We start from the raw sequence: 23562 nt of genomic DNA, 5'->3' as shown, positions 1-23562 counted from the left end.
AGGCTGGAAGATCCCAATCTCATTCAGTCGAATCGTCCCGCCTTCCCACGCACGGAAGATCGAGGCACTATAGCCCGTTGGTTTTCGCCTTCTGGATCACGGCCATGTTGGAAATCCCGGAAGATCGATGCGAGCGCCATCGCCTGTTCAAGGCTATCGACGATGCCTTCAAGGCCGGCGACTTCGAGGGCCTCGGCGTGGCGTTGGGCGGCTCTTCCCGCTGGTTCGACGAGCGCATGCCGTTCGAGCTCGGCCTCGGGCATCCGCTGGAATATGCGATCTATTGGAGCCCCGTCGGCTTCATCTCGACCTTGCTCGATGCGGGCTCGGATCCGAATTACAGGGATCATGGCGGGTTTCCGTCCATCATTGCGGCGCTGTCCACCGATCGCGCCGATAGGCTGGACATCGTGCGGGTGCTGATCGAAGCTGGCGCCGACCCCAACATGCGGGGCGTCAACGACTGGACGCCGCTGCACTATTCGGTGGCCATCCGCAGTGTCGATGCGATCGGCCTGCTTTTGGCGGCGGGCGCCGACCCGGTGCTCGAAACCCGCATCGATGACTACAGGACCGCGATCGAGGAAGCCGAGATTGCCGGCTTTGAAGGCGGTGCTTCCTTGCTGCGCGATGCGATGGCCGGGCGCAACTGACGGACAGTGAGTTGGGGCGCGACGAAACCACCGCCAGCAAATGCCAGGCTGACCTCAGACCTTCTTCAACCCCGCCTGGAAGCGCTTGCCGTTGGCAACGTAGTGCGCCGCCGAACCGCGCAACCTTGCAACGGCCGCGTCGTCCAGCACCCTGATCGCCTTGGCAGGCGAGCCGACGATCAGCGAATTGTCCGGGAATTCCTTGCCTTCGGTGACCAGCGCGCCGGCGCCAACCAGAGAATTTCTGCCGATTTTCGCGCCGTTCAGCACGATGGCGCCCATGCCGATCAGGCTGTTGTCACCGATCGTGCAGCCATGCAGCAAGGCGCGGTGGCCGATCGTGCAGCCTTCCCCGATCGTCAGCGGGAAGCCGGGATCGGTGTGCATGACAGTATGTTCCTGCACATTGGTGTCGGCGCCGATGACGATGGGCTCATTGTCGCCGCGGATGACGGCGCCGAACCAGAAGCCGGCATTGCGTCCGACCCTGACGTCGCCGATCAGCGTCGCATCGGGCGCGATCCAGTTCGAATCCGCATCGGCGAAGCTGGGCTCTGTTCCATCGATCGCATAAAGCGGCATTTCTGGTCTCCGAATCGTCTCAGCCTGGCAGCTCGGACCCTAGGAGACGGACCGTCCATGAGGCAATGGCAAGCACGACGACGCCCAGCGCCAAGGTCCACGCAATTGCCGTGCAGCCGCAGGACATCAGCGCCAACGTTGAAATGCGGCGCTGACGCCGGGCATCGATGGCATCATTGACCAGCATGAAGGGTCCGGCACAGGCCGTGGCGAGCAGCGAGCGCAAGACATGTGACGGCGACACATAGGGTTCGGTGAAGGCGACCTTGCGGCCCGACACCAGTTCCATAGCCGATCCGGCCAGCCCGCAGGCCGTCAACCCGACGGCAAAAGCAAAGAGTGTGAGTTCCAGCGGTCCCATCTTAACTTTCCATTTACCATGAAATTGCACAGTCGTTCCACGCAGGCTGCAAGAGCCGTGCCGTACGATGTGTGCCGCCCAGGGACACTGGAGGCGGACGGGCGGCCCGAGATCCGAGGACTGAGATGAAGCAGGCAGCGCTCGCCAACGAACTCACCGTGGTCGATTCCACGCTGATGAAGCGGGTGCTCTACGGATTCGCGGCGCTGGCCCTGCTTTCAGCAGCGATCAGCCTTGCAGGCAAATGGTTTGGCCATTCGATCGCCATGGCCGGATACACCGACGACGCAACGATGCACCAGGTGGTGATCGGCAACAATGTCATCACGGTCCCGGCCAACGCCATCCGTTTCGCCCAGGCCCGGCGCGACGGCATCGCCTCGCGGCTCGACCTCTATCTGCGCTATCCCCAGATGGACGGCTACAGCGAGGCCGCGCGGGATGATTTCAACCATACGGGGACAGCCAAAAGCATCGTCTTCCTGTCCTTCGAACAGCAGATGATGTCGCGTGACATGAGTGGCCGCTTCGCGCCGATCTACAGCGCGTTGATCACCCAACCCGGCATTGCCGGACCTGGCGGCACGATGATTTATGATTTTAACGAGAAATCAGGCTATCTGAACGAGGTGCTGGTTGTCGGCAATCGCCCCGGCAAGGAGCCGTTTGTGGCCCGTTGCCTGAGCGGACCGAGTGCCGACCAATCACTGGCGCCTTGCGAGCGCGACATCCAGGTCGGCGACCAACTCAGCCTCACCTATCGCTTCCCAAGGGAGTTTCTGGGCGATTGGCAGGCGCTCGACGCGGCAATCGCCACCGAAGCGGGGCGCGTTCTGAAGGCGGGACGCTAAGAACGCTTCAAGGGAACCGGCTGGCCGGCCGCATGGAGCCGACCGACCGCAAGATTTGCTGGCTCAGGCCAAATCGATGTCGAGAATTGCCATCGAAAAATTGTAGTCGCCGTCGTCCTCGTCCTTGAAGACGATGCCGAGGAATTCGTCGCCGACATAGACCTCGGCCGAATCGTCCTTGCGCGGCCGCGCCTTGACCTCGAGCTTGGGGTTCTGGAAGACGCGCTTGAAATAGGCGTCCAGCTTTCTGATTTCGTCCGGCTTCAACAGTCTTCTCCGATCATCGGGCTTGCTCGTTCGAACGCGCTTCTGGCACGTCGACAATGGCGATGTAAAGGCAAGCGGCCTGATAAGGCGAGACAACCGCCCGCTCCTGCCCGCGGCCGGAATCCGACAGCAGACGACGGCGCCGTGAAAATCAGATGTCGAAGCTGACGACCTGATCCGTCGTCTGCGACGGCAGAAGCTGGTCCATCTGGCGCGACGGCTGATCGCAGCCGGTCTCGCCGACGACGCGGGCCGGCACGCCGGCAACCGTCTTGTTGTGCGGCACAGGCGACAGCACCACCGAGCCGGCCGCTATCTTCGAGCAATGGCCGATTTCGATGTTGCCGAGGATCTTGGCGCCGGCGCCGATCAGCACGCCGTAGCGGATCTTGGGGTGACGGTCGCCGCCGGCCTTGCCGGTGCCGCCCAGCGTCACGCCATGCAGGATCGACACGTCGTCCTCGATGACAGCAGTCTCGCCGACCACGAGGCCGGTGGCGTGGTCGATGAAGATGCCCTTGCCGATGCGGGCGGCCGGGTTGATGTCGGTCTGGAAAACCGAGGACGAGCGGCTCTGCAGGTAGAGCGCGAAATCCTTGCGCCCCTGGTTCCACAGCCAATGCGCCAGCCGATGGGTCTGTATGGCGTGGAACCCCTTGAAATAGAGCACAGGCATGATGAAGCGGTCGCAAGCCGGATCGCGATCGTAATAGGCCTGGATGTCGACACGCACCGTCGTCGGCCACTCCTTGTCGTCGGCCAGCATGGACTTGAACGTCTGGCGGATGAGGTCGGAGCCGATGTCCTGGTGCGCCAGCCGCTCGGCCAGCCGGTGAATGACTGCTTCTTCCAGGCTGTCCTGGTTGAGGATGGTCGAATAGAGGAATGCAGCGAGCAGCGGGTCGCGATTGACAGCCTCCATGGCCTCGTCGCGGATCGAACGCCAGATCGGATCGACGGGCTTCAATGCGCTGTGTCGGGAAATGCTGATGCTGTTCATCGCCGTCTCGTCCTGCGTCCTGCCTGGCTTGCCTGTTGTGCTTGCCTGTTGCCTGGCCGCACATATAAGCCAGATGATAGCACGATTGAACTCAATTTTCCTTAGTGCTTTGTCAAATGGATTTGGTTCGCGGGAATTCAAGCAGCCATGGAAAACGAACCCTTGATCGACGACGCGCTGAAAAGCGAGCTTTCGGCTCTCTACCGGGCGCCAGGCCGCCACTATCACAATCTTTCCCATATCGAGGCGATGCTGGCGCTCGCTGGCGACTGTCGAGAATTGCTCGGCGACCCCCAGGCGATCGAAGCGGCGATCTGGTTCCACGATGCCGTCTATGACAGCAAGGCCAAGGACAATGAGGCGCAAAGTGCTGCCCTTGCCGAGAAAAAGCTGGCGGGCCGCGCAAATCCTTCACGCCTCAACCGCATCTCGGCAATGATCGTCGCCACCGCCACGCACCAGGTGCCGCCGTTCGAAGACGCGGCGGCCACACGGGACGCAAGTCTTTTCCTGGATATGGACCTGTCGATCCTGGGAGCCGCGCCGGACGCCTTCGACGCCTATGAGCGCGCCGTGCGGCGCGAGTACCACTGGGTGGAGGAGCCGATGTGGCGAGCCGGACGCAGTGCGGTCCTGAAGACTTTCCTCGCCCGCCCGCACATCTTCCACACGCAAGAGTTTCGCCAGCGCTTCGAACCGCAGGCCAGGGAAAACATGACGCGGTCATTGCAGGCCCTGCAAACCCCTTTGTGATCTTCGCCGGTGGCGCGCTTGCATGTCTCCCTATCCCGCCACGGGCGTTGCATCGAACAATGCACCGAGAAACGCCTGAACAAGCGAGCGCTGGGCGTCGGTCTTGCGATAGGCGACGCGGTGTATGGAACTGAACGAATAGGCCCTTGGCTTGATGGCCCGCATGTCTCCGGCCGCGACCCAGGGATCGGCAAAATGGCACGGCAGAAAGCCGATGAAGTTGCCCGACAGGATCAGCATCAACTGCGCTTCCATGTGAACGACCGATGCACTCGCCCTGGGATGGCCGACAAGGTAGAGGTCGTCGAAATGGCGATAGCTGCGCACCGAGAACCGCGCAGCGTCGACGGCGCCTTGATCGATCCTTGAATCGGGCATCGCAAAGAGCGGGTGCCGGCGGCCGCAATAGAGAAGATGCGGTTCGCCGCAATAGTCGCGATAGACGACCCCAGGCGCTTTCTGCGACAGCGGCCCGATGACGACGTCGCGACCGCCATCGGCAACTTGTTGCTCGAGTTCGGACGGCGTACCCACCGAAAGGTCGATGAAGACGTCGGAATCCGGCCCCATGAAGCGGCTGAGCGCGTGCTGGATACCCAGTTCGCCACTGGTGAAGACCCCATCCGACGTGCCAACCCGCAAGCGGCCCGACAGGCTGCCGCTGGCTGCATTGATGCGATGTCCGAAATCATCAAGGTCGCGGAACAGCTTCTGCGCCGCATCGTAGGTTGCCTGTCCAACCTCGGTCAGGCGGAATTGCTTGCGCCCGCGATGGCAGAGCTGGGCACCGATGCGTTTCTCCAGTTCCGCCAGATGCGTGCTCAGCGTCGGCTGTGACAGGTTGAGCGTGATTTGCGCAGCGGCGAACCCGCCTGAATCGGCCAGCGCCACGAAAACGCGCAGCAGGCGGATATCGATATTGTCCAGCCGGCGCATGCCATTCCCCATGATGCACAGAACGAAGCATCGATGTTATTCGATGTATCGTTCTAAATAAACTCATTTACATCAATGTCTGAAATCGCGAGCCTGTACGGAACAAAATTGGGGAACAATCATGAAACCGTTACTCGGCACCGCCTTGTCCGCAGCCCTGCTGCTCGCCAGTTCGCAACTCGCCCTCAGCGCCGACCAGATCCGCATCCTGGCGCCGACATGGCTGGGATTTGCGCCTGTCCATATCGCCAGCGACCTGGGCTGCTTCACCGCCAAGGGCCTTGATGTCAGCATCAAGTTCGAGGACGACCTGACCAACGTCATGGCGGCGATGGCGCGCGGTGACATCGAGATGCAGATGCGCTCGGTCGGCGAATATCAGGGGCGCCCGCGCGATGCTTCGACGCCCGGCATCATCATCGGCACGATCGACGAATCCGTCGGCGGCGACGGCGTCATCACCGATGACAAGATCAAGTCGGTTGCCGATCTCAAGGGCAAGGTCGTCGCGGCCGAGCCCAACATCCCTTCGCGCCTACTGCTGCAAATGGAGTTGAAGCAGGCCGGCCTGTCGCTGAAGGATCTTCAGATCAAGGACATCGCGACGGCCGATACGGGCGCGGTTTTCGTCGATGAATCGATCGCCGCGATCGCGACCTACGAACCGTTCATGTCGCAGGCGCTGAAGGCCTCGACCCGCACCGGTGCCCGCATGCTGATCTCGTCCAAGGATCATCGCGGCATCATCATCGACGCGATCATCGCCCGCAACGACGACTTCAAGGCGAACCCCGACAAATACGCAAAATTTCTCGGCTGCATCTATGAGGCGATCGATTTCATCAAGGCCGAGCCGGAAAAATTCGCCGACATGGCGTCCAAGCATTTCGGCCTGACGCCTGCCGAAGTGACCGACATCGTCAACTCCAGCCTGTCCTACACGACGCTTGCAGAATCCCTGGCCTACATGGGCAAGCCGGGAGAAAAAGGCACGTTGCACGGGATATTCGACACGGTGATGGATCTAAACCTGGAGAACGGCGCCGCCGACAACAGACTGGTGGCGGCGGACCAGATCGACAGTTCGGCGATCAACAAGATCCCGGCGAAATAGCGGCCGCGCGGCCGGGCCGGCAGCTTGTCTCGGCTGTCGGCAGCGATGTCATTCCGGCTTACCGCCGGTGACGACCGTTCTTTCGATCATCCGGGGATAGTGATTTGTTCAGCAGCCTGTTCGTCTTCCGCGGTCGCGGATCGCCGATGCTGGAGTTTGCCGTCAGTGTCGCTGCGGCTGCGCTCGTTATTGCCCTGTGGGAGCTGGCGGCGCGCGCGGGCATCATTGCCCCGCAGTTCCTGCCGTCGCCGAGCCGCGTCGTCGTCGCGCTGTGGACGATGCTGACCGAACAGAACCTGCTCTGGCACGTCGCGGTTTCGACCACCCGTGTCTGGATTGCCTTCCTGCTGGCCGCCGTCATGGCGATCCCGATCGGCATCATGATGAGCAGCTACCGGATCGTCGGCGCCGCCCTTGAGCCGATGATCGATTTCATCCGCTACCTGCCGGTCCCCGCACTCGTGCCGCTGTCGATCATCTGGTTCGGCGTCGGCGAGGAGACCAAGATCTTCCTGCTCTGGCTGGGGACGTTCTTCCAGCTCGTGCTGCTCGTCGCCGACGACATGCGGCGCGTGCCGCAGGAGTTCGTCGAAGTCGCCCGCACCGTCGGTGCCAATTCGAGGCAGGTCATGGTCGACGTCGCCCTGCGCTGGATGGGCCCGACGCTGCTCGACAATCTGCGCATCACGCTCGGCTGGTGCTGGACCTATCTGATCATCGCCGAGATCGTCGCCGCCGATTCCGGCATCGGCTATGTGATCTGGACGGCCCGGCGCTTCGTCAAGACGCCCGAGGTCATGGCCGGCGTCGTCGTCATCGGCTTGATCGGCCTTGTTACCGACCAGCTTTTGCGCCTGCTTCACCGCCGGCTGTTCCGGTATCTGTAAGGAGCATGACATGACCGGATATGTTCAATTCGTCGACACGGCCAAGTCCTTCGGCCCCGTCGATGTCGTGCGAAACACCAGCCTTGGCCTCGAGCGCAATTCGCTGGTCGTCTTCCTTGGCCCATCGGGCTGCGGCAAGACCACCTTGATGCGCATGGTCGGCGGCCTCGACGAACCGAGTTCGGGCTCAATCCTGCTTGGCGGGGAAAAGGTCGTCAGGCCGGACCGTCGGCGCGGCATGGTGTTCCAGTCCTATTCGTCGTTTCCCTGGTTGACGGTCAAAAACAACATCGCCTTCGGCATGCGCTACAGGAAGGACCTCGGTGCCACCGAAAGAGCCGAGCGTATCAGCCACTATCTCAAGCTGTTCGGGCTCGCCGACTTTGCCAACTCCTATCCAAACCGGATCTCGGGAGGCATGCGCCAGCGCGTGGCCATAGCCCGCACGCTCGCCGCAGGCTCAGACGTGCTGTTGATGGACGAGCCTTTCGGCGCCCTCGACGCGCTGACGCGCGAGCGGCTTCAGGTCGAGCTGCGGCAGATCCAGATCCGCGAGGAAAAGACCATCATCTTCGTCACCCACGACGTGGAAGAAGCCGTATTTCTCGCCGACCGGATCATCCTGTTCTCGCGCCGTCCAGCCTCGATCGTCGCCGATATCGACGTGGCGGCAGAGCTTGGCCCGGACCGGCCGCTGGAGATTCGCGAAACCCAGAAATTCTTCGAGCTGCGCAACAAGGTCCTGCATCTGATCCGCAACGAAACCGGAGTGGTCGTATGAGCCTCTCCTTTTCCGGAAAGACGGTCGTGATCACCGGAGCGAGCCGAGGCATCGGGCTCGGCATCGCCAAGGGCTTCGCCCAGGCCGGCGCCAGCCTGCACCTCATTGCCAACGACGCGGCCGTGCACGAACGGGCCCACGAGTTGGGCGCCACAGGCACGGAGGCCGACATCGCCGACCGCGAGGCGGTCGGGGCGGCACTCGAACCGATCTCCCGGATCGACGTGCTCATCAACAATGCCGGCCTCGAGCTGATGACGCCGATCACCGACAGCAGCGACGAGGCCGAAGCCGCCTTCCGGCGCATCATCGAGATCAACATCATCGGCACGGCGCTGGTCACCGCGCGCGCCTTGCCGCGCATGCAGGCCGGCGCTTCGATCATCAACACCGCCTCGATCTGGGGCCGCGTCGCCGAAGCGCGGTTCGGCGCCTACGTCGCCTCCAAGCACGCCATCATCGGGCTGACGAAAACCTGGGCCAAGGAACTTGGATCGAGGGGCATCCGCGTCAATGCGGTCTGTCCGGGATGGGTCCGCACGGAAGCATCGATGCGCTCGCTTGGCCGCATGGCCGAGCAAGGCGCCGTCAGTGAAGCAGCAGTGCTCGAAGACATCGTCGGCGCGCAAGCCCTGCCCGGCCTGATGGAGCCGGCCGACATGGCCGGCACCTATCTGTTCCTGGCGTCGGATCTCGCGGCCAACATCACCGGGCAGTCGCTCGGCGTCGACAGGGGAGAAGTGCCTTGGTAACTCCATTGCACGGAAAACGCGCGCTGGTCACCGGTGCGGCCAGCGGCATCGGCCGCGCGACCGCGCTCGCCTTACGGGACGCCGGAGCCATGGTTCTCGGCTTCGATCTCAAGGCATCTGAAGGCGATATCCCGATCCTTGCCTGCGACCTTGCCAATGAGGCCGACATCATTGCCGCGGTCAAGCAGGGCGCGCAACGGATCGGCGGCTACGACATCCTGATCAACAATGCCGGCATCCTCCAGGAAGCACCGCTTGAGGCGATTTCGCTCGATCATGTCGACCGCATGTTTGCCGTCAATGTGCGCGGCGCCATCATCGTGGCGCGGGAAGTCCTGCCGTACCTTCCCGATGGCGGCCGCATCGTCAACATCGCCTCCGAACTCGCCTATCTCGGCCGGGCGAACGCCTCGGTCTATTGCGCGACCAAGGCGGCCTTGCTCGGCCTGACCCGCTCCTGGGCGCGCGAGCTTGCGCCTCGCATACTGGTCAACGCCGTGGCGCCGGGGCCAACCGACACGCCGCTTCTCGGTTTCGAGGCGTTGAGCGAGAGCCAGCGCGCGCTTGAAACAACACACCCGCTGGGGCGGATCGGCCGCCCGGATGAGATCGCCTCCGCGGTGGTTTTCCTTGCCGGCCCCGGCGCCACCTTCTTCACCGGACAATGCCTGGGCGCCAATGGTGGCGCGGCGATGCTTTGAAACGAGATGATCATGAAAGACCGAGTTCTCCTCGCTGAACTGCCATGGCCCGAAGCCGAGAAGCGGATCGCCGCCGGCGCTCCCATCTTCCTGCCGCTCGGCTCGACCGAACAGCACGGCCACCACATGGCGATGAATGTCGATGTTGTGCTTCCCACCGCCATCGCCGAGACGGTGGCGAAGCAGGTCGGCGGCCTCGTCGCGCCGACCATCGCTTACGGCAACCGCTCGCAGCCGAGAACAGGCGGCGGCCCGGCCTTCTCCGGCACGATCAACATCACGGCGCATACGTTTTCGCTGCTGGTCAAGGATGTGATCTGCGATCTCTATCGCCAGAAGGTCCGGCGCATCGTTGTCCTCAACGGCCACTACGAGAACATCGGCCCGTCGATCGAGGGCATTGAACTGGCGCTCGACGCCATCGGCCGCGAACGAGCGACGGATCTGACGATCCTGCGCATCGATCATTGGGAAATGGTGCGCACAGAGACGCTGGCGAAAGTGTTCCCCGATGGTTATCCCGGCATCGAGCTGGAACATGCGAGCGTCATCGAAACCTCGATGATGCTGGCGTTGCGTCCCGAGCTCGTCGACCTCGGCAAGGCACTGCATGACGGCCCGGCGCAGTTCAGGCCATATGATCGCTATCCCAAGCCAGCCGAGGAAGTGCCGCCATCCGGCGTGCTGTCGCTGACCGAGGGCTCATCAGCCGAAAAGGGCCGGTGGCTGCTCGCCGACTGCGAGACCCGCATTGCGGAAATCGTCAAACGTGAATTCTTCTGAGGTGCCGACACCATGAGCAGCAATTTCTTCCAGCCGATCGACGCTTCCGCCGTTCCTCGCTTCGCCGGACTTTCGACCTTCATGAGACTGCCGGCCGTGGCAAGCGCGGAAGGGCTCGACATCGCGCTCGTCGGCATTCCGTGGGACGGCGGCACCACCAATCGGGCCGGCGCACGGCACGGCCCGCGCGAGATCCGCAACCAGTCGAGCCTGATGCGGCGCGCCCATCACGTCTCGGGAACGGAGCCGTTCAGCATCGCCAACGTCGCCGATGTCGGCGATCTCTCGGTCAATCCGATCAACCTCGTGGACGGGCTGAAGCGCATCGAGGACGGCATCGCGGCGATCGTGGCAGTGGGCGCCATTCCGCTTGCAGCGGGCGGCGATCATCTGACGACGTTGCCGGTGCTGCGCGCCGTGGCCCGCAAGGCGCCCATCGGCATGATCCATTTCGACGCGCATTCAGACACCAACGACCGTTATTTCGGTGACAATCCCTATACGCATGGCACGCCATTCCGCCGCGCCATCGAAGAGGGGTTGCTCGATCCCAGGCGCATCGTCCAGATCGGCATCCGCGGCTCGATATACGAACCCGGCGAACATGACTGGGCGATCGCCCAAGGCATTCGCATCATCTACATGGAGGAGTTCGTCAGGCGGGGCGCGGCCAGCGTCATGGAAGAGGCGCGCGGCATCGTCGGCGATACGCCCATCTATGTGACCTTCGACATCGACTGCATCGACCCGTCGATGGCGCCTGGGACCGGAACGCCCGAGCTAGGCGGCTTCACCACCCGCGAGGCCCAGGAAATGGTCCGCCTGCTCGACGGATTGACCATTGTCGGTGCCGACGTCGTCGAGGTGGCGCCGCCTTTCGACCTAGGTGGAATGACGGCGCTCGCCGGCGCGACGATGATGTTCGAGCTGCTGTGCGTGATGGCGAAGTCGGTTCAAGCAGGGAGAGCGCCAGACTGAGCGCAAGCGTCAAAGCCGCCTGACGCGTCGCCGCCAGGCAATGCTCAAACCAGGACCATCGCGAACCGCGGCAAGCCGGGATCGCGCAAGATCACGTGAACGCCCCTATTGTCGATGCCAGCATCGCCAGAATGGCTAGGCCCGCCATCACCGACAGCCCGTTGAGGATGATCCCTAGAACGCCAAGCGCGCGGCTGTCGTTCGACCGCACCAGCGCCATCACGCCGAAAACCGCGCCGGTGATGTGCGCCAGCGGAGCGGCGAGCAGAAACACCGCCATGAAGAAACCGGTGGCGATGTTCTGCGCAAGTGTCGAGGCGTCGCTCGGCATCGCCACCAGAATGGTTATGGCAAGTGCCCCTGCCGCGAACGCCAACAATGCCATTATGACCGAACGTTTGCCGAGTCTGCCTTGCGCGACCGCGCCCGGCACGGCAGCCGTGCTTCGTCCCCATTGTCCCACTGTTGCCCGCTCCCCTCGCCGTCCGCTCAGAGCGGATTTTCGGCATAGAACTCCAGCACGCGCTGCTTGAAGGTCTTGTCCCCGACGGCCAGCATATGGTCCCGGCCCTCGATGTGAAAGGCGCTGGCGTTCGGCATCAACGCTGCAAGCTCATCGGGCGAGCCGCCAATGTCGTCGGTGGTTCCGACGGCGACCAGCGTCGGCTGGGCGATGCGGGCGATATCCTGCTCGCTCAGCAATTCGCGCGATTTGGCGATGCAAGCGGCCAAGGCCCGGCGATCGCTGCGGGTCTGGTCGGCGAAGGCGCGCAACGACCGGCCGCGCGGATGGCTGGTGGCGGCCGGATCATCGGCAAGCAAGGCGGCGGCGATCGGATCCCAATCGCCGACACCGTCGACCATGCCGATGCCGAGACCGCCGAAGACCAGCGTCGCCACCTTGTCTGGATCGGACAGCGCCATGAACGCCGCGATGCGAGCGCCCATCGAATAACCCATGACATGGGCGCGCTCGATGCCGAGATGGCCGAGCAAGGCAGCGGCATCGGAAGCCATCTTGACCGGCGTGTAGTCGGCCTCATCATAGCTCTTCGACGACGAGCCGTGGCCGCGATTGTCGAAGGCGATGGCGCGGTAGCCGGCATCGTTCAGCGTCTTGAACCAGCCGGGCGACACCCAGTTGACATAATGGCTCGAGGCAAAGCCATGGATCATCAGCACCGGATCGCCCTCGCCCGATTCCGGCTGGCGGTCGAGGAAGGCAAGGTCGAAGCCGTCATGGATGAAAAACTGCATCTGCGATCCCGCCTGCGTGCTCAACCGCCACCGCCATTGGGCGCATCGCCATTGTCGGCTGGTGGCATGCCGGGGCCGGATACCGTGCCCACGGCCGGATGGCGCAAAAGGTCGCCATACTCGATGCCGTTCCTGGCGGCAGTGCCGGCCTTGAGCTCGAGCACGAAGCGCACCGGTACGCCGGGCGAAATGACGGCGTCCGATTGCGGCTCGCCGTGCTTGACCGCCCGGATCTTGCCATCCTGGCCGACGAAAATCAGATCAAGCGGCATTGGCGTGTTGTGCATCCAGAAGCCGACCTGCTGCTGGACCTCGAAGACGAACAGCATGCCGTGGTTGTCCGCCATGTCATGGCGGTGCATCAAGCCGGCCTCGCGCTCCGCGGCGGTGTCGGCGACTTCGATGGAAAAAGAGCGATCACCGCCTTTCGTCATCACGACCAATGGCGTCGGATCGGCCGGAAGGATCATCGCCCGGCTGTCCGCCGAGGTCGGCTTTTCGGAATAGAAGTAACCACCGGCGGCGGCGATGAAGGCAATCGCGCACATCGCGCCCGCGGTCAGCCAGTTCCTGTAAGCCATTCGAGATCCTCGGCCGGAAACGCCCTAGTGCGAGACCGGCAAGGTCCCCATATCGGGGTGAATTTCGGCGGCCATAAGGCCTTTGTCGCCGCGTCCGAAACGCACCAGCACGACCTGCCCCGGCCGAAGCTCGGTGATACCGTAGCGGCGCAAGGTCTCCATATGGACGAAGATGTCCTCGGTGCCCTCGCCGCGGGTGAGAAAACCAAACCCCTTGGTGCGGTTGAACCATTTCACCAGGGCGCGTTCGAGACCGCTCTCCGGCGTCACCGCGACATGGGTGCGCTGCTCCTGCATCTCGGCCGGGTGGACCGCGGTGGTGACGTCCATAGAGAGCACTCGGAAGGCCTGCAATCCGCGGTCGCCATGTTTGACGAGGCAGACCACGCGTGCGCCCTCCAGGGCCGTCTGAAAGCCATCCCTTCGAAGACATGTCACATGGAGGAGGATATCGCCGGAAATGCCGTCATCCGGCAAAATGAAACCATAGCCCTTGGCCACATCGAACCACTTGATGGCGCCGGCTATTTCGAGCAAGTCCGCGGCATCGCCGCCTTCGTCACGCTGCAAGGCGTCGCCGAGGGGTCCGTCCCGCCCCGTCAAAGAGGCCTTTTCCCCCATAAGAATGCCCCCTTTTTTCAAGAACACCGCAACTGATTCTTGCCAACAGATTAACACTGCGGCTTCCGGTCTGTGCAAGACCTGCCGTGCCTTTTTTCACGGTTCATTTGGGCAATACCGGATTTGTTCTTTGCTGGCATTGCGCACCGCCGCACGATTGCCCTTTGACAGGGCCGACCCTATGTTGCGCCGCAACGCAATTTATCGAGGAAATCACATGCGCTATCTGCACACCATGATCCGCGTCACCGACGTCGATGCCTCGCTCGACTTCTACTGCAACAAGCTCGGCCTCAAGGAAGTGCGCCGCTACGAAAACGAGCAAGGCCGCTTCACGCTGATCTTCCTCGCGGCCTCCGAAGACGAGCAAAGCGGCATCGCCGACAAGGCACCGCTGGTCGAACTGACCTACAATTGGGATCCGGAAGACTACAAGGGCGGACGCAATTTCGGCCACCTCGCTTATGAGGTCGACGACATCTACGCCACCTGCCAGCATCTGATGGACAATGGCGTCATCATCAACCGGCCGCCGCGCGACGGCAACATGGCTTTCGTCAAGTCGCCGGACGGCATCTCGATCGAGCTTCTACAGAAAGGCCCGGCCAAGGCCAAGGCGGAGCCCTGGGCTTCGATGGCGAACACCGGAAGCTGGTAGCCGATCACGCTGTCTTGAGCGAACAATACCAGGCTGACGGACCGGCACCGTTTGGTTTTTCAGGGGCGGCGCCTATCTGTCTGGCTGAGGCGCCAGGCTTGGGCCGGCGCCCAGCCATGCAACAGGCGCTTGCCCAGGAGAATTCATGCCGACCAGCCATGCCGACGTCACCACCGAACATGCCAGCCGCTACCTGCAGCAGCTGTGCAAGCACTGGGCGCACAAATTCCCGGTCGAGTTCGATCCCACCCACGGCACCATCGATCTCTCAATGGGCCGTACCGTCATGGATGCCGATGCGGCGACACTGCATATCACGGTGTCGACTGACGAAGCAGGATCGATCGAGCGCCTGGAGGGCGTTGTCGCCGATCACATCAAGCGCTTTGCTTTCCGCGAAGAACTGACCTTCGATTGGAAACCCGCTCCGGCAGCTTAGGCGGCGACTTACTTCCCACCGGCCGGAGCGGCCATCTCCAGCAGCGCCTGCACCGAGCGCCAGTTGCGCGCGGTGCCCGGCACTTTCAGCGTGCGCGGGATCAGCCCGGCAAACACCGATTTGCCCAGCCCGTCCGGCGCGTGCAAGTAGAGCACATCGCCCTTGATCTCGAAGCGTTCGGGGCCGGTGCACTTTTCGGTCAGTCGCGCCACCTCGTCCGCTGTCGGCTCGCGCTCCATCACATAGGCATGCAGCTTGGTATGGTCCCCGGCAACTTCCGGGTAAGGGTTTTCGTTCACCAGCCGCTCGAACCAGGAAAGATCGCGCACCATGATGCGCGAATAAAAACCCCATTTCTTCTCGAAGGCTGTTTCGAGCTGTTTCGTCAGCGTCGCCGCGTCGCCCTTCTTCGCCCGGAACACGGCATTGCCGCTCTGCACATAGGTGGCGACATCGGAAAAGCCGAGATCCTCGAAGAACGACCGCAGCTCCGCCATCTTGACGATGCGGTTGCCGCCGACATTGATGCCGGAAAACAGCGCGACGAAGATTATTCCCGGATCAATTATTTGATCCCGATCGCTCATATGATGAACCCGGCCAATGTCTCGTTGTCGGTGATGTCCTGATACTGGACGCCCTCGGCCTCGAACTTCGCCTTGAGCAGATCGAAATTGCGGCGGTCCTTGGTTTCGATGCCGATCAGCACCGAACCGAAATTGCGCGCCGATTTCTTCAGATATTCGAAACGGGCGATGTCGTCGTCGGGCCCGAGCAGTTCGAGGAAGTCTCGCAGCGCGCCGGGCCGCTGCGGAAAGCGGATGATGAAGTATTTCTTCAGCCCCTCGAAGCGTAGCGCCCGTTCCTTGACGTCCGGCAGCCGCTCGAAATCGAAATTGCCGCCCGAAACCACGGCAACGATGGTCTTGCCCCTGATCTCCTTCTTGGAGAAATCCTTGAGCGCATCGATCGCCAGCGCGCCAGCCGGCTCCAGCACGACGCCTTCGACGTTGAGCATTTCGATCATGGTGGCGCAGAGCCGGTTTTCCGGGATCAGCCGCACCGTTTCGGCCGGAAAATCCTTGAGATGACGCAACGGCTCGCGGCCGATCTCGGCCACCGCGGCGCCATCGACGAAATTGTCGACCTTGGCGAGCTTGAGCCGTTTTCCCGCCGCAAGACTTTCGCGCAGGCTCGGCGCGCCTGCCGGTTCGCAGAAGACGAAGCGTGCTTCCCTGCCCTGATCGGCGAAATAATGGGTGACGCCCGCGGCAAGTCCGCCACCGCCGACCGGCAGCATGACGATATCGGGCATGCGGGCGCCCGGCATCTGATCCGCGATCTCGTAGGCGACGGTTGCCTGGCCCTCGATAATGTCCTTGTGATCAAAGGGCGGCACCATATGGGCGCCGGAACTGTCGGTGAATTCCAGGGCCGCGCGATAGCAGTCGTCGAAGAAATCGCCGACCAGCCTGATCTCGATGAAATCGCCGCCGAACAGCTTGGTCTTGTCGATCTTCTGCTGCGGCGTCGTCACCGGCATGAACACGACGCCTCGCCTGCCGAAATGGCGGCAGACGAAAGCAAAACCCTGCGCGTGGTTGCCGGCGGACGCGCAGACGAACAGTTCAGCCTCGTTGCCGGCCGCCAGTGTCTTGCGGAAGAAATTGAAGGCGCCGCGGATCTTGTAGGAGCGGACCGGCGACAGGTCCTCGCGCTTCAACAGCACCCGCGCACCGGTCTTTTTCGACAGATAATCGTTTTCCTGGAGCGGCGTTTCAGGAAAGATCTGGCGGATCGCGGCGGCAGCGGCAGCAACGCGGGAAGAGAAACTGTTCATCGGAAACCACCCTTAGCGAAAACCACCTTGCGTTGCATGCTGTCCGCCGACCTCTATCTTTGATCGGGTCGCGCACGTCCAACTGTTGAGCGCCAGGACCAGGTGCGGCGCGAGTTCGCCTATTGCATATCCGGCAACGCGGCGCCATCGTCCATCATTCACGTCCTTCCAAGCGGAAACTTTGCGGAATATTTTCAGTTACTTGTGGGTACATTCTCATGCCCCTGGCATCAGGCGGCTTAAAATCGCTATCTCTGCGGGAATTGGAAGGCCGGCGGCGACGCCGCCATTTTGGCATTCGCGCAACACTGCGATGGCCGCAGCGGCGCGCCGATCACATTTCGACTGGACATGACTTAGTTCTGCCGCACTCTGCCTGTCCGGGAGGTATCGTGAGGATAGACAGGCCTTTCGGCCGGAGTTGGAAATTCAGGCGTGCCTTTGAAGAAGATTTTCACCGTTCTCCTGGCCTTGTTCGTCGCCGGCTGCGCCGGCCAGCAAACACAGGAATTGCTGGGCAGCGCCATGGTGTCCGCGCCGGTGACGGAGATCGCCGGCAACCACTCGATCTTCATCGCCACGACGCGCAAGAAGTCCGACGATCCCAACAAGGTTTTCGACGGCGAACGCTCGGCGACGCTGAACTATGCCCGCGTCAACGTCACCGTTCCGGGGCTTCACAAGACCGGCCAGATCGAGCGCCGCTCGCGCGGCAAGTCGGATGACCCGGCCAAATATTTCATGGCTTCCGAGGTCGTCGGCTACGACACGCAGCCGAAATTCTCCAGCGCGCTCAACGCCGACATCGCGGCGCGTGGCGGCCGCGTCATGGTCTTCGTGCATGGCTACAACACCGGCTTCGATGCCGCCGTCTATCGCCTCACCCAGATCGTCCATGATTCCGGCTATCCCGGCACGCCCGTGCTGTTTTCCTGGGCATCGGGCGCCAGGACCACCGACTACGTTTATGACAAGGAAAGCGCCAGCGCCGCCCGCGACCAGCTGGAGGTGACGCTCAGGATGCTGGAGCAGTCCGGCGCGCGGCGCATCGACATCGTCGCGCATTCGCTCGGAACCTGGGTCACCATGGAAACGCTGCGGCAGATGGCCATCACCGGCGACCGCGATCTCGGCGGCAAGCTCGGCGACGTGGTGCTGGCCTCGCCCGACATCGATGTCGACGTGTTCAAGAGCCAGATGCGGCGCTATGGCAAGCCCGACAAGCCGTTCATCCTGCTGTTGTCGGACGACGACCGCGCGCTGCGGCTCTCCGGCCTGATCGCCGGATCCCGGCCGCGCGTCGGCGACTACAAGGATGCCGCCGATCTCGCCTCCTATGGCGTGTCGGTCGTCGACCTGTCCAAGGTCAAGGGATCGGACAGCTTCAACCACACGAAGTTCGCCGACAATCCGACGCTGGTGAAGATGATCGGCCAGCGGCTGCGCGAGGATGACGGCTTTGCCAGCGACCGTGACGTGACAGACCGCATCAGCCTGCTTGGCCAATAGGTGCGGTCCCGCGGTTTTCGCCGTGCCTGCGCGGCATCGCGGACGTGTGGATTCACTTTGAACTGGACCGCGCCGGTCTCTGGCCTTATCGGAATAGCCAGCGACGTCACGCGTTTGACGTCCCCCTTGGCGGGAGCCGGCGTATGACCATGCGTTCGAAGAGCTACCTCGTCGTTGCATTGGCGCTCGCTGTCACCGGCTGCGCCGGCGGCAAAACGCACGACCTGCTCAACAAGACGATGGTCACGGTGCCCGCTTCCGACATCGCGGCCACGCATGAAATCTTCGTCGCCACCACCCGCCAGAGGGCAACCAAGGACCCGCGACAGGTGTTCGACGGCGATCGCTCGCTGACCACCAGCTTTGCCCGTGTCGACGTCACCGTCCCGAAAAACCACCAGGTCGGCGCCATCGAGCGGGCCAAGGGATCGGCAAACAGCAACCCGGCCAAGGATTTCACCGCCAAGGACGTCACCTTCTATGAAGGCGCGCCGCAGTTCGCCAAGGCGGTCGGCGCCGACATCGCCATGCGCGGCGACCGTGCGCTGGTTTTCGTGCACGGCTTCAACAACGGCTTCGATGACGGCATCTACCGGCTGACGCAGATCGCGCACGACACGAAATATCCCGGCACGCCGGTGCTGTTCTCATGGGCTTCGAGCGGCAAGACCACGGGTTACATCTACGACAAGGAAAGCGCCAACGCAGCGCGCGACGACCTCGAGGCGACGCTCAGGATGCTGGCCAAGACCAAGGTCAAGAGCATCGACATCATCGCCCATTCGATGGGGACCTGGGTGACCATGGAGGCTCTGCGCCAGCTTGCCATCACCGGCGATCGCGATCTCGACGACAAACTCGGTTATGTCATCCTGGCCTCGCCCGACATCGATGTCGACGTGTTCAAGAAACAGATGATCCGTTACGGCAAACCCGACAAGCCATTCGCCATCCTGCTCTCGGCGGATGACCGGGCTCTCAAGCTGTCCTCCCTGATCTCGGGCGATAAGCCGCGCGTCGGCGATTACGGCGATGCGGCCGACCTCGCCAGCTATGGCGTGTCGGTGGTCGACCTTTCCCAGGCCAAGGGCGGTGACCGCCTCAACCACGCCAAATTCGCCGACAACCCAATGCTGGTGCAACTGCTGGGCGATCGGCTGCGGGCGCCTGCCGGCCTTGCCTCGGACGAGCCCGTCCCGACTCAGCTCAACAATCTCGGTCAGGGCCTGGGCAAGGCCGTCGGCTCGGTCGCGGAAATCGTCGTCACCACGCCGTTCAAGGTGCTGACCATCGCCACCGGCGGGTAGCCGGGGGCAGCTTCCTGGTGGAGACCATCAGGTGTCGAAGTCGGCGCTGCCCCTCACCTGCCTGCCGGCATCCTCTCCCCGTATAGTGACGGGGAGAGGGGCGCTGTCATTTATGATTTCGCCAATCACCAACGTTACAGAAATTACGCCTAGGTTGCGGCCAGCCCCTTCTCCCCGTCACTATACGGGGAGAAGTGCCCGGCAGGGCGATGAGGGGCGGCGCCGACGCTCGGCAAAGGTGAATTCGAACCTGAAGCGATTGCCCGCCGGGCATGGCCTGAATATCAACAATCCTAGACGAACAGATCGACCTTCTGGAACGTCGTCACGTCGATCAGGCCGACATCGGAAATCCTGAGTTCGGGAATGACGACCAGCGCCAGCAGCGAGTGCTGCATGTAGGCGTTGTTCAGCGAACAGCCCATCTTGCGCATCGCCTCGGTGAGCTTCTCTGCCTTGGCCGCGACGATCTCGGCCCGCTCGTCCGACATCAACCCGGCGATCGGCATTTCGACCAGCGCCAGTTCCTTGCCCTTGGAGAACAGCACGACGCCGCCGCCGACTTCGCCCAGGCGATTGACGGCCAGCGCCATGTCCTGCTTGTTGGTGCCGACGCAGATGATGTGGTGGGCGTCATGCGCCACGCTGGACGCCATGGCGCAGTCGCCGATATAGCCGAAGCCGGAAACGAAGGCGTTGGTGACGCCGCCCGTGCCCCGGTGACGCTCGAGCAGCGCGATCTGGCAGATGTCGTTGCGGCGGTCCATGGCGACCAGCCCGTCCTCGACCGGCAGATCGGCCTCCAGCGCGCGCGTCGGCGCCTGGTTCTCGATAACGCCGATGACACGCACCCGCACCTCATTGGCGCCCTTGGGCGCCGTGATGTCGAAGTCGTCGCCCTTCAGCTTCTTGCCGAGCTTGACGGTGTTCTTCGCCGTCTTCGGGTAATCATAGGCCGGAATATCGATTTCGAGCTTGCCGCCCTTGGCCACCCTGACGCCGCGAGCATAGACCTCGTCGATGGTCATTGCGGCGAGATCCGAGACGATCAGCAGGTCGGCCAGCCGGCCCGGCGCGATCGAGCCGATCTCGCGCTCCAGTCTGAAATGCTGGGCGGTGTTGAGCGTCGCCATCTGGATCGCCGTCACCGGCTTCAAGCCCTGTTGGATGGCGTGGCGCACCACGCGGTCCATATGGCCTTCCTGGACCAGCGTGCCGGAATGGCTGTCGTCGGTGCACAGGATGAAATTGCGCGGGTCGATGCCGCTCTCCGTCACCGCCTTGATCTGCGAGGCGACGTCGTACCAGGCCGAGCCCAGCCGCAGCATCGCCTTCATGCCCTGGCGCACACGGGCGACGGCATCCTCGGCGCGTGTGCCCTCATGATCGTCCTCGGGACCGCCGGCGGCATAGCCATGGAACGGCAGGCCGAGATCGCGCGAGGCGTAATGGCCGCCGACCGTTTTCCCCGCTTTCACCGTCGCGGCGATCTCGCCCGACATGACAGGATCGTTGGCGGCGACGCCGGGGAAATTCATCACTTCGCCAAGACCGATGATGTTTTCCCAGCTCATTGCCTCCGTGACATCGGCGACCGTCAACTCGGCGCCTGCATGTTCCAGCCCGGGCGCCGAGGGCACGCAGGACGGCATCTGCACATGCACGTTGATGGGCATGGCGACGGCCTCGTCATGCATCAGCCGCACGCCGGGCAGGCCAAGCACATTGGCGATCTCGTGCGGGTCGATGAACATAGAGGTGGTGCCGTGCGGAATAACGGCCCGGCAGAACTCGGTCACCGTCACCATGCCGCTTTCGACATGCATATGCGCGTCGCAGAGGCCGGGCACCAGATAGCGCCCGCCGGCGTCGACCACCTTGGTGCCCTGGCCGATGGCATGGCTGGCGTTCGGCCCGCAATAAGCGAAACGACCGCCGGCGATGGCGATGTCGGTGCCGGCGATGATCTCGCCCGAATGGACGTTCACCCAACGGCCGTTGCGGACGACCAGGTCAGCGGGTTTGCGCCCCATGGCGACATCGACCAGGTGTGTCGCCATCTCGGTCCACGGTCTGGGTTTTGCGAGCGTTGCTTTCGTCATTCGCGATTCCTTCGGTTGTCGCCAGTCTCGCAAATGTCGGCGGGCGCCGCCAGAGCCGTCGGTCCGACACGCCGCGGTCAGGGAGAGCTTGTTGACTAATCCGGCTGGAAGGCGATGCTGACCGCGGACCGAACCATATGAGGGAAGACATGACCCGGTTTTGCAAAGTGTTCGCCATCGTCATCCTGTTCGCCGCCTCGAGCGCTTTTGCCGCCGCCGAGGAACGTTGGCAGACCTTGCCGGAGCCTGCGGCCATGCCCAAACCCGATCAGAGCGGATATGCGCCGGTTAACGGCATCCAGATGTACTACGCCGTTTTCGGAGCGGGTGACCCCGTGCTGCTCATCCATGGCGGCCTCGGCCACGCCGACATCTGGGCCAGCCAGGTGGCCACGTTTTCCAAGAGGCACAAGGTGATCGTCGCCGACAGCCGTGGTCACGGCCGCTCCACCCGCACCGAGCAGCCCTATGGCTATGACTTGATGGCGTCGGACTATCTGGCGCTGCTCGATTACCTGAAGATCGACAAGACCGCGCTCGTCGGCTGGAGCGATGGCGGAATTATCGGTATCGACATCGCACTGCATCATCCGGAGCGGCTGACAAGGCTCTTTGCGCAAGCCGCCAACGTAACCACCGACGGCGTCGATCCGGGCGTGATGACCAACAAGACCTTTGCCGCCTACATCGACCGCTCCGGCCGCGACTACAAGAAGATGTCGAAGACACCGGACCAGTATGACGCCTTCGTGGCGCAGATAAGCCATATGTGGGAGACCGAGCCGGCGTGGACCAAGGAGCAGCTCGCTGAGATAACCACGCCGACGGCGATCGTTGCCGGCGACCATGATGAAGCGATCAAGCGCGAACACACCGAATATATCGCCTCCGCCATCCCGGGCGCGAAGCTCATTATCCTGCCCAACGCCAGTCATTTCGCCATGCTGCAAGCGCCGGATGAATATAACCAGGCTGTGCTGGACTTCATCGACGCCAAATAGAGGATTCTGTGCGGCGACAGGGGGGATTGCGATTGCGGCGAATGCGGTTATCCTTCTGGCGAGGATCTTTCTGAACCGTCATTTCGGGGAGTTCGATGTATCGCCTGATGGTCGCAAGTGCCGGTTTTCTTGCCGCTCTGGCCGTGCCGGCTTTCGCCGCCGACCCAGCGGCCGATGTTCCGATGACCGCGCCCGGCTTCGACTGGACCGGCTACTATGCCGGCATGCAAGCCGGCTATGGCTGGGGTCGGTCCGACATATCAGGAACAGAGGGCGAGCCGTTTTCGGCCACACCCGACGTTGACGGCGGTTTTGTCGGCGGCCATGTCGCCGGACTGTGGCAATTCGACCAGGCGGTGCTGGGCGCCGAGGCAGACCTCAACTATTCCTCGATCGACGGAACGACGGTATCGGCCCTGGGAAGCACATTCGGCACCGACATCAAGTGGTTCGGGTCGGTCAACGCCAAGGCCGGCTACGCCATGGATCGCCTGCTGGTCTACGGCATTGGCGGCGTCGCCTTTGCCGGCATCGAAACATCGCAAGTCGCGGGTCCGGCGTTCGCCAGCACGCGCACGAATGTCGGCTGGACCGCGGGTGCCGGCGTCGACTACGCGTTGACCGACAAGTTCGTCGTCGGCGCACAGTATCGCTACTATGATTTCGGCTCCGAGCACTACGACGTAGCGGAACCCTTCAACGATCGCGATCAGAACGTGAAGCTCAACACGGTAGGCATCAATTTGAGCTACAAGTTCTGAGCAGGGCCACAATCGCGACGCTGCCGGACCAGGCAACCACTCAAAGGGCTCTTTCATGGAAGGGCGGCCGACGCTCCCAGTGGGCGG

General features: G+C 62.8%; 28 protein-coding genes. 16 read left to right on the top strand and 12 right to left on the bottom strand.

The genetic code is table 11. The features are described 5' to 3' along the window. Positions 1 to 104 precede the first annotated feature (104 nt). On the top strand, positions 105 to 653 hold the full coding sequence (locus EOB80_RS32860; RefSeq protein WP_127332114.1) for an ankyrin repeat domain-containing protein: 549 nt from the start codon (positions 105 to 107) through the stop codon (positions 651 to 653). Between the two features lie 54 nt (positions 654 to 707). Here EOB80_RS32860 and EOB80_RS32855 read toward each other — a convergent pair whose 3' ends face one another. Both EOB80_RS32855 and EOB80_RS32850 read right to left on the bottom strand, forming a co-directional pair. Then, positions 708 to 1235 (bottom strand): gamma carbonic anhydrase family protein, encoded by a 528-nt coding sequence (locus tag EOB80_RS32855; protein WP_127332112.1) that lies wholly within the window; start codon positions 1233 to 1235, stop codon positions 708 to 710. Between the two features lie 19 nt (positions 1236 to 1254). After that, complete coding sequence (locus EOB80_RS32850) at positions 1255 to 1596, bottom strand: hypothetical protein (RefSeq protein WP_127291442.1); 342 nt, start codon at positions 1594 to 1596, stop codon at positions 1255 to 1257. A gap of 125 nt (positions 1597 to 1721) precedes the next feature. Here EOB80_RS32850 and EOB80_RS32845 point away from each other — a divergent pair, with 125 nt between their 5' ends. Next, the gene (locus tag EOB80_RS32845; protein ID WP_127332110.1) at positions 1722 to 2447 is read left to right on the top strand and encodes a hypothetical protein; all 726 of its coding nucleotides are present in this window, start codon (positions 1722 to 1724) and stop codon (positions 2445 to 2447) included. A 63-nt stretch (positions 2448 to 2510) separates the two neighbouring features. On the opposite strand, the gene EOB80_RS32840 is transcribed toward EOB80_RS32845, so the two are convergent. Both EOB80_RS32840 and cysE read right to left on the bottom strand, forming a co-directional pair. Next, complete coding sequence (locus EOB80_RS32840) at positions 2511 to 2714, bottom strand: DUF3126 family protein (protein ID WP_013531334.1); 204 nt, start codon at positions 2712 to 2714, stop codon at positions 2511 to 2513. A gap of 151 nt (positions 2715 to 2865) precedes the next feature. Continuing rightward, positions 2866 to 3714, bottom strand: coding sequence for a serine O-acetyltransferase (cysE, locus tag EOB80_RS32835; protein WP_127332108.1), 849 nt, complete (start codon positions 3712 to 3714; stop codon positions 2866 to 2868). 147 nt (positions 3715 to 3861) lie between these two features. Between cysE and EOB80_RS32830 the strand changes: the two genes are divergently transcribed. Next, a complete protein-coding gene (locus EOB80_RS32830; RefSeq protein WP_127332106.1) occupies positions 3862 to 4467 on the top strand; it encodes a hypothetical protein in 606 nt (201 codons plus the stop codon). 30 nt (positions 4468 to 4497) lie between these two features. Here the strand turns inward: EOB80_RS32830 and EOB80_RS32825 are convergent, their stop codons facing one another. Continuing rightward, positions 4498 to 5403 carry a LysR family transcriptional regulator gene (locus EOB80_RS32825; protein ID WP_050596708.1) on the bottom strand — a complete coding sequence of 302 codons (906 nt, stop codon included), beginning with the start codon at positions 5401 to 5403 and terminating at the stop codon, positions 4498 to 4500. A gap of 121 nt (positions 5404 to 5524) precedes the next feature. Here EOB80_RS32825 and EOB80_RS32820 point away from each other — a divergent pair, with 121 nt between their 5' ends. The 7 genes from EOB80_RS32820 to speB all read left to right on the top strand — a co-directional run bounded on the left by EOB80_RS32820 (position 5525) and on the right by speB (position 11399). Then, a complete protein-coding gene (locus EOB80_RS32820; protein ID WP_127332104.1) occupies positions 5525 to 6517 on the top strand; it encodes an ABC transporter substrate-binding protein in 993 nt (330 codons plus the stop codon). 104 nt (positions 6518 to 6621) lie between these two features. Continuing rightward, positions 6622 to 7404, top strand: a complete 783-nt coding sequence (locus tag EOB80_RS32815) for an ABC transporter permease (RefSeq protein ID WP_245466500.1) — start codon at positions 6622 to 6624, stop codon at positions 7402 to 7404. 10 nt (positions 7405 to 7414) lie between these two features. Next, positions 7415 to 8185 carry an ABC transporter ATP-binding protein gene (locus EOB80_RS32810; protein WP_127332102.1) on the top strand — a complete coding sequence of 257 codons (771 nt, stop codon included), beginning with the start codon at positions 7415 to 7417 and terminating at the stop codon, positions 8183 to 8185. Further along, the gene (locus EOB80_RS32805) at positions 8182 to 8937 is read left to right on the top strand and encodes an SDR family oxidoreductase (protein WP_127332100.1); all 756 of its coding nucleotides are present in this window, start codon (positions 8182 to 8184) and stop codon (positions 8935 to 8937) included. Before EOB80_RS32810 ends, EOB80_RS32805 begins: the two co-directional genes overlap by 4 nt. Further along, positions 8931 to 9638 carry an SDR family oxidoreductase gene (locus tag EOB80_RS32800; RefSeq protein WP_127323116.1) on the top strand — a complete coding sequence of 236 codons (708 nt, stop codon included), beginning with the start codon at positions 8931 to 8933 and terminating at the stop codon, positions 9636 to 9638. The genes EOB80_RS32805 and EOB80_RS32800 overlap by 7 nt, the downstream gene beginning before the upstream one ends. A gap of 12 nt (positions 9639 to 9650) precedes the next feature. Continuing rightward, positions 9651 to 10421: a creatininase gene (locus EOB80_RS32795; RefSeq protein WP_127323115.1), complete on the top strand. Its 771-nt coding sequence runs from the start codon at positions 9651 to 9653 to the stop codon at positions 10419 to 10421. 12 nt (positions 10422 to 10433) lie between these two features. Further along, positions 10434 to 11399: an agmatinase gene (gene speB / locus EOB80_RS32790; protein ID WP_127332098.1), complete on the top strand. Its 966-nt coding sequence runs from the start codon at positions 10434 to 10436 to the stop codon at positions 11397 to 11399. Positions 11400 to 11490: 91 nt separating this feature from the next. On the opposite strand, the gene EOB80_RS32785 is transcribed toward speB, so the two are convergent. The 4 genes from EOB80_RS32785 to EOB80_RS32770 form a co-directional block, all read right to left on the bottom strand. After that, positions 11491 to 11784, bottom strand: a complete 294-nt coding sequence (locus EOB80_RS32785) for a hypothetical protein (protein ID WP_127323139.1) — start codon at positions 11782 to 11784, stop codon at positions 11491 to 11493. A gap of 104 nt (positions 11785 to 11888) precedes the next feature. Next, entirely contained in the window at positions 11889 to 12656 is a 768-nt protein-coding gene (locus tag EOB80_RS32780) for an alpha/beta hydrolase (protein ID WP_164762813.1), read from the bottom strand. A 20-nt stretch (positions 12657 to 12676) separates the two neighbouring features. After that, positions 12677 to 13237, bottom strand: coding sequence for a DUF192 domain-containing protein (locus tag EOB80_RS32775; protein WP_127332094.1), 561 nt, complete (start codon positions 13235 to 13237; stop codon positions 12677 to 12679). A 24-nt stretch (positions 13238 to 13261) separates the two neighbouring features. Next, positions 13262 to 13858, bottom strand: a complete 597-nt coding sequence (locus EOB80_RS32770) for a cold-shock protein (RefSeq protein ID WP_032901396.1) — start codon at positions 13856 to 13858, stop codon at positions 13262 to 13264. A gap of 217 nt (positions 13859 to 14075) precedes the next feature. On the opposite strand from EOB80_RS32770, the gene gloA reads away from it, so the two are divergent. Both gloA and EOB80_RS32760 read left to right on the top strand, forming a co-directional pair. Beyond that, a complete protein-coding gene (gloA, locus tag EOB80_RS32765; protein ID WP_127332092.1) occupies positions 14076 to 14516 on the top strand; it encodes a lactoylglutathione lyase in 441 nt (146 codons plus the stop codon). A gap of 145 nt (positions 14517 to 14661) precedes the next feature. Further along, the gene (locus EOB80_RS32760) at positions 14662 to 14955 is read left to right on the top strand and encodes a DUF2218 domain-containing protein (RefSeq protein ID WP_127332090.1); all 294 of its coding nucleotides are present in this window, start codon (positions 14662 to 14664) and stop codon (positions 14953 to 14955) included. 8 nt (positions 14956 to 14963) lie between these two features. Here EOB80_RS32760 and EOB80_RS32755 read toward each other — a convergent pair whose 3' ends face one another. Both EOB80_RS32755 and ilvA read right to left on the bottom strand, forming a co-directional pair. Next, a complete protein-coding gene (locus EOB80_RS32755; RefSeq protein WP_164762812.1) occupies positions 14964 to 15542 on the bottom strand; it encodes a DUF1697 domain-containing protein in 579 nt (192 codons plus the stop codon). Beyond that, complete coding sequence (ilvA, locus tag EOB80_RS32750; RefSeq protein ID WP_127332088.1) at positions 15539 to 16795, bottom strand: threonine ammonia-lyase IlvA; 1257 nt, start codon at positions 16793 to 16795, stop codon at positions 15539 to 15541. Before ilvA ends, EOB80_RS32755 begins: the two co-directional genes overlap by 4 nt. Before the next feature lie 435 nt (positions 16796 to 17230). On the opposite strand from ilvA, the gene EOB80_RS32745 reads away from it, so the two are divergent. Both EOB80_RS32745 and EOB80_RS32740 read left to right on the top strand, forming a co-directional pair. Next, positions 17231 to 18304, top strand: coding sequence for an alpha/beta hydrolase (locus tag EOB80_RS32745; RefSeq protein WP_127332086.1), 1074 nt, complete (start codon positions 17231 to 17233; stop codon positions 18302 to 18304). A gap of 143 nt (positions 18305 to 18447) precedes the next feature. After that, positions 18448 to 19611: an alpha/beta hydrolase gene (locus EOB80_RS32740; RefSeq protein WP_127332084.1), complete on the top strand. Its 1164-nt coding sequence runs from the start codon at positions 18448 to 18450 to the stop codon at positions 19609 to 19611. 293 nt (positions 19612 to 19904) lie between these two features. Here the strand turns inward: EOB80_RS32740 and ade are convergent, their stop codons facing one another. Next, positions 19905 to 21713: an adenine deaminase gene (gene ade, locus EOB80_RS32730; protein WP_127332082.1), complete on the bottom strand. Its 1809-nt coding sequence runs from the start codon at positions 21711 to 21713 to the stop codon at positions 19905 to 19907. A 149-nt stretch (positions 21714 to 21862) separates the two neighbouring features. On the opposite strand from ade, the gene EOB80_RS32725 reads away from it, so the two are divergent. Together EOB80_RS32725 and EOB80_RS32720 are read left to right on the top strand one after the other, a co-directional pair. Further along, a complete protein-coding gene (locus EOB80_RS32725) occupies positions 21863 to 22714 on the top strand; it encodes an alpha/beta hydrolase (RefSeq protein WP_127332080.1) in 852 nt (283 codons plus the stop codon). Positions 22715 to 22809: 95 nt separating this feature from the next. After that, positions 22810 to 23475, top strand: coding sequence for an outer membrane protein (locus EOB80_RS32720; protein WP_127332078.1), 666 nt, complete (start codon positions 22810 to 22812; stop codon positions 23473 to 23475). Positions 23476 to 23562: the final 87 nt, after the last annotated feature.

This window comes from Mesorhizobium sp. M7A.F.Ca.MR.245.00.0.0, from assembly GCF_003997415.1.
Taxonomy (GTDB): Bacteria; Pseudomonadota; Alphaproteobacteria; order Rhizobiales; family Rhizobiaceae; genus Mesorhizobium.
This window is presented reverse-complemented; position numbering and strand designations above follow the sequence as displayed.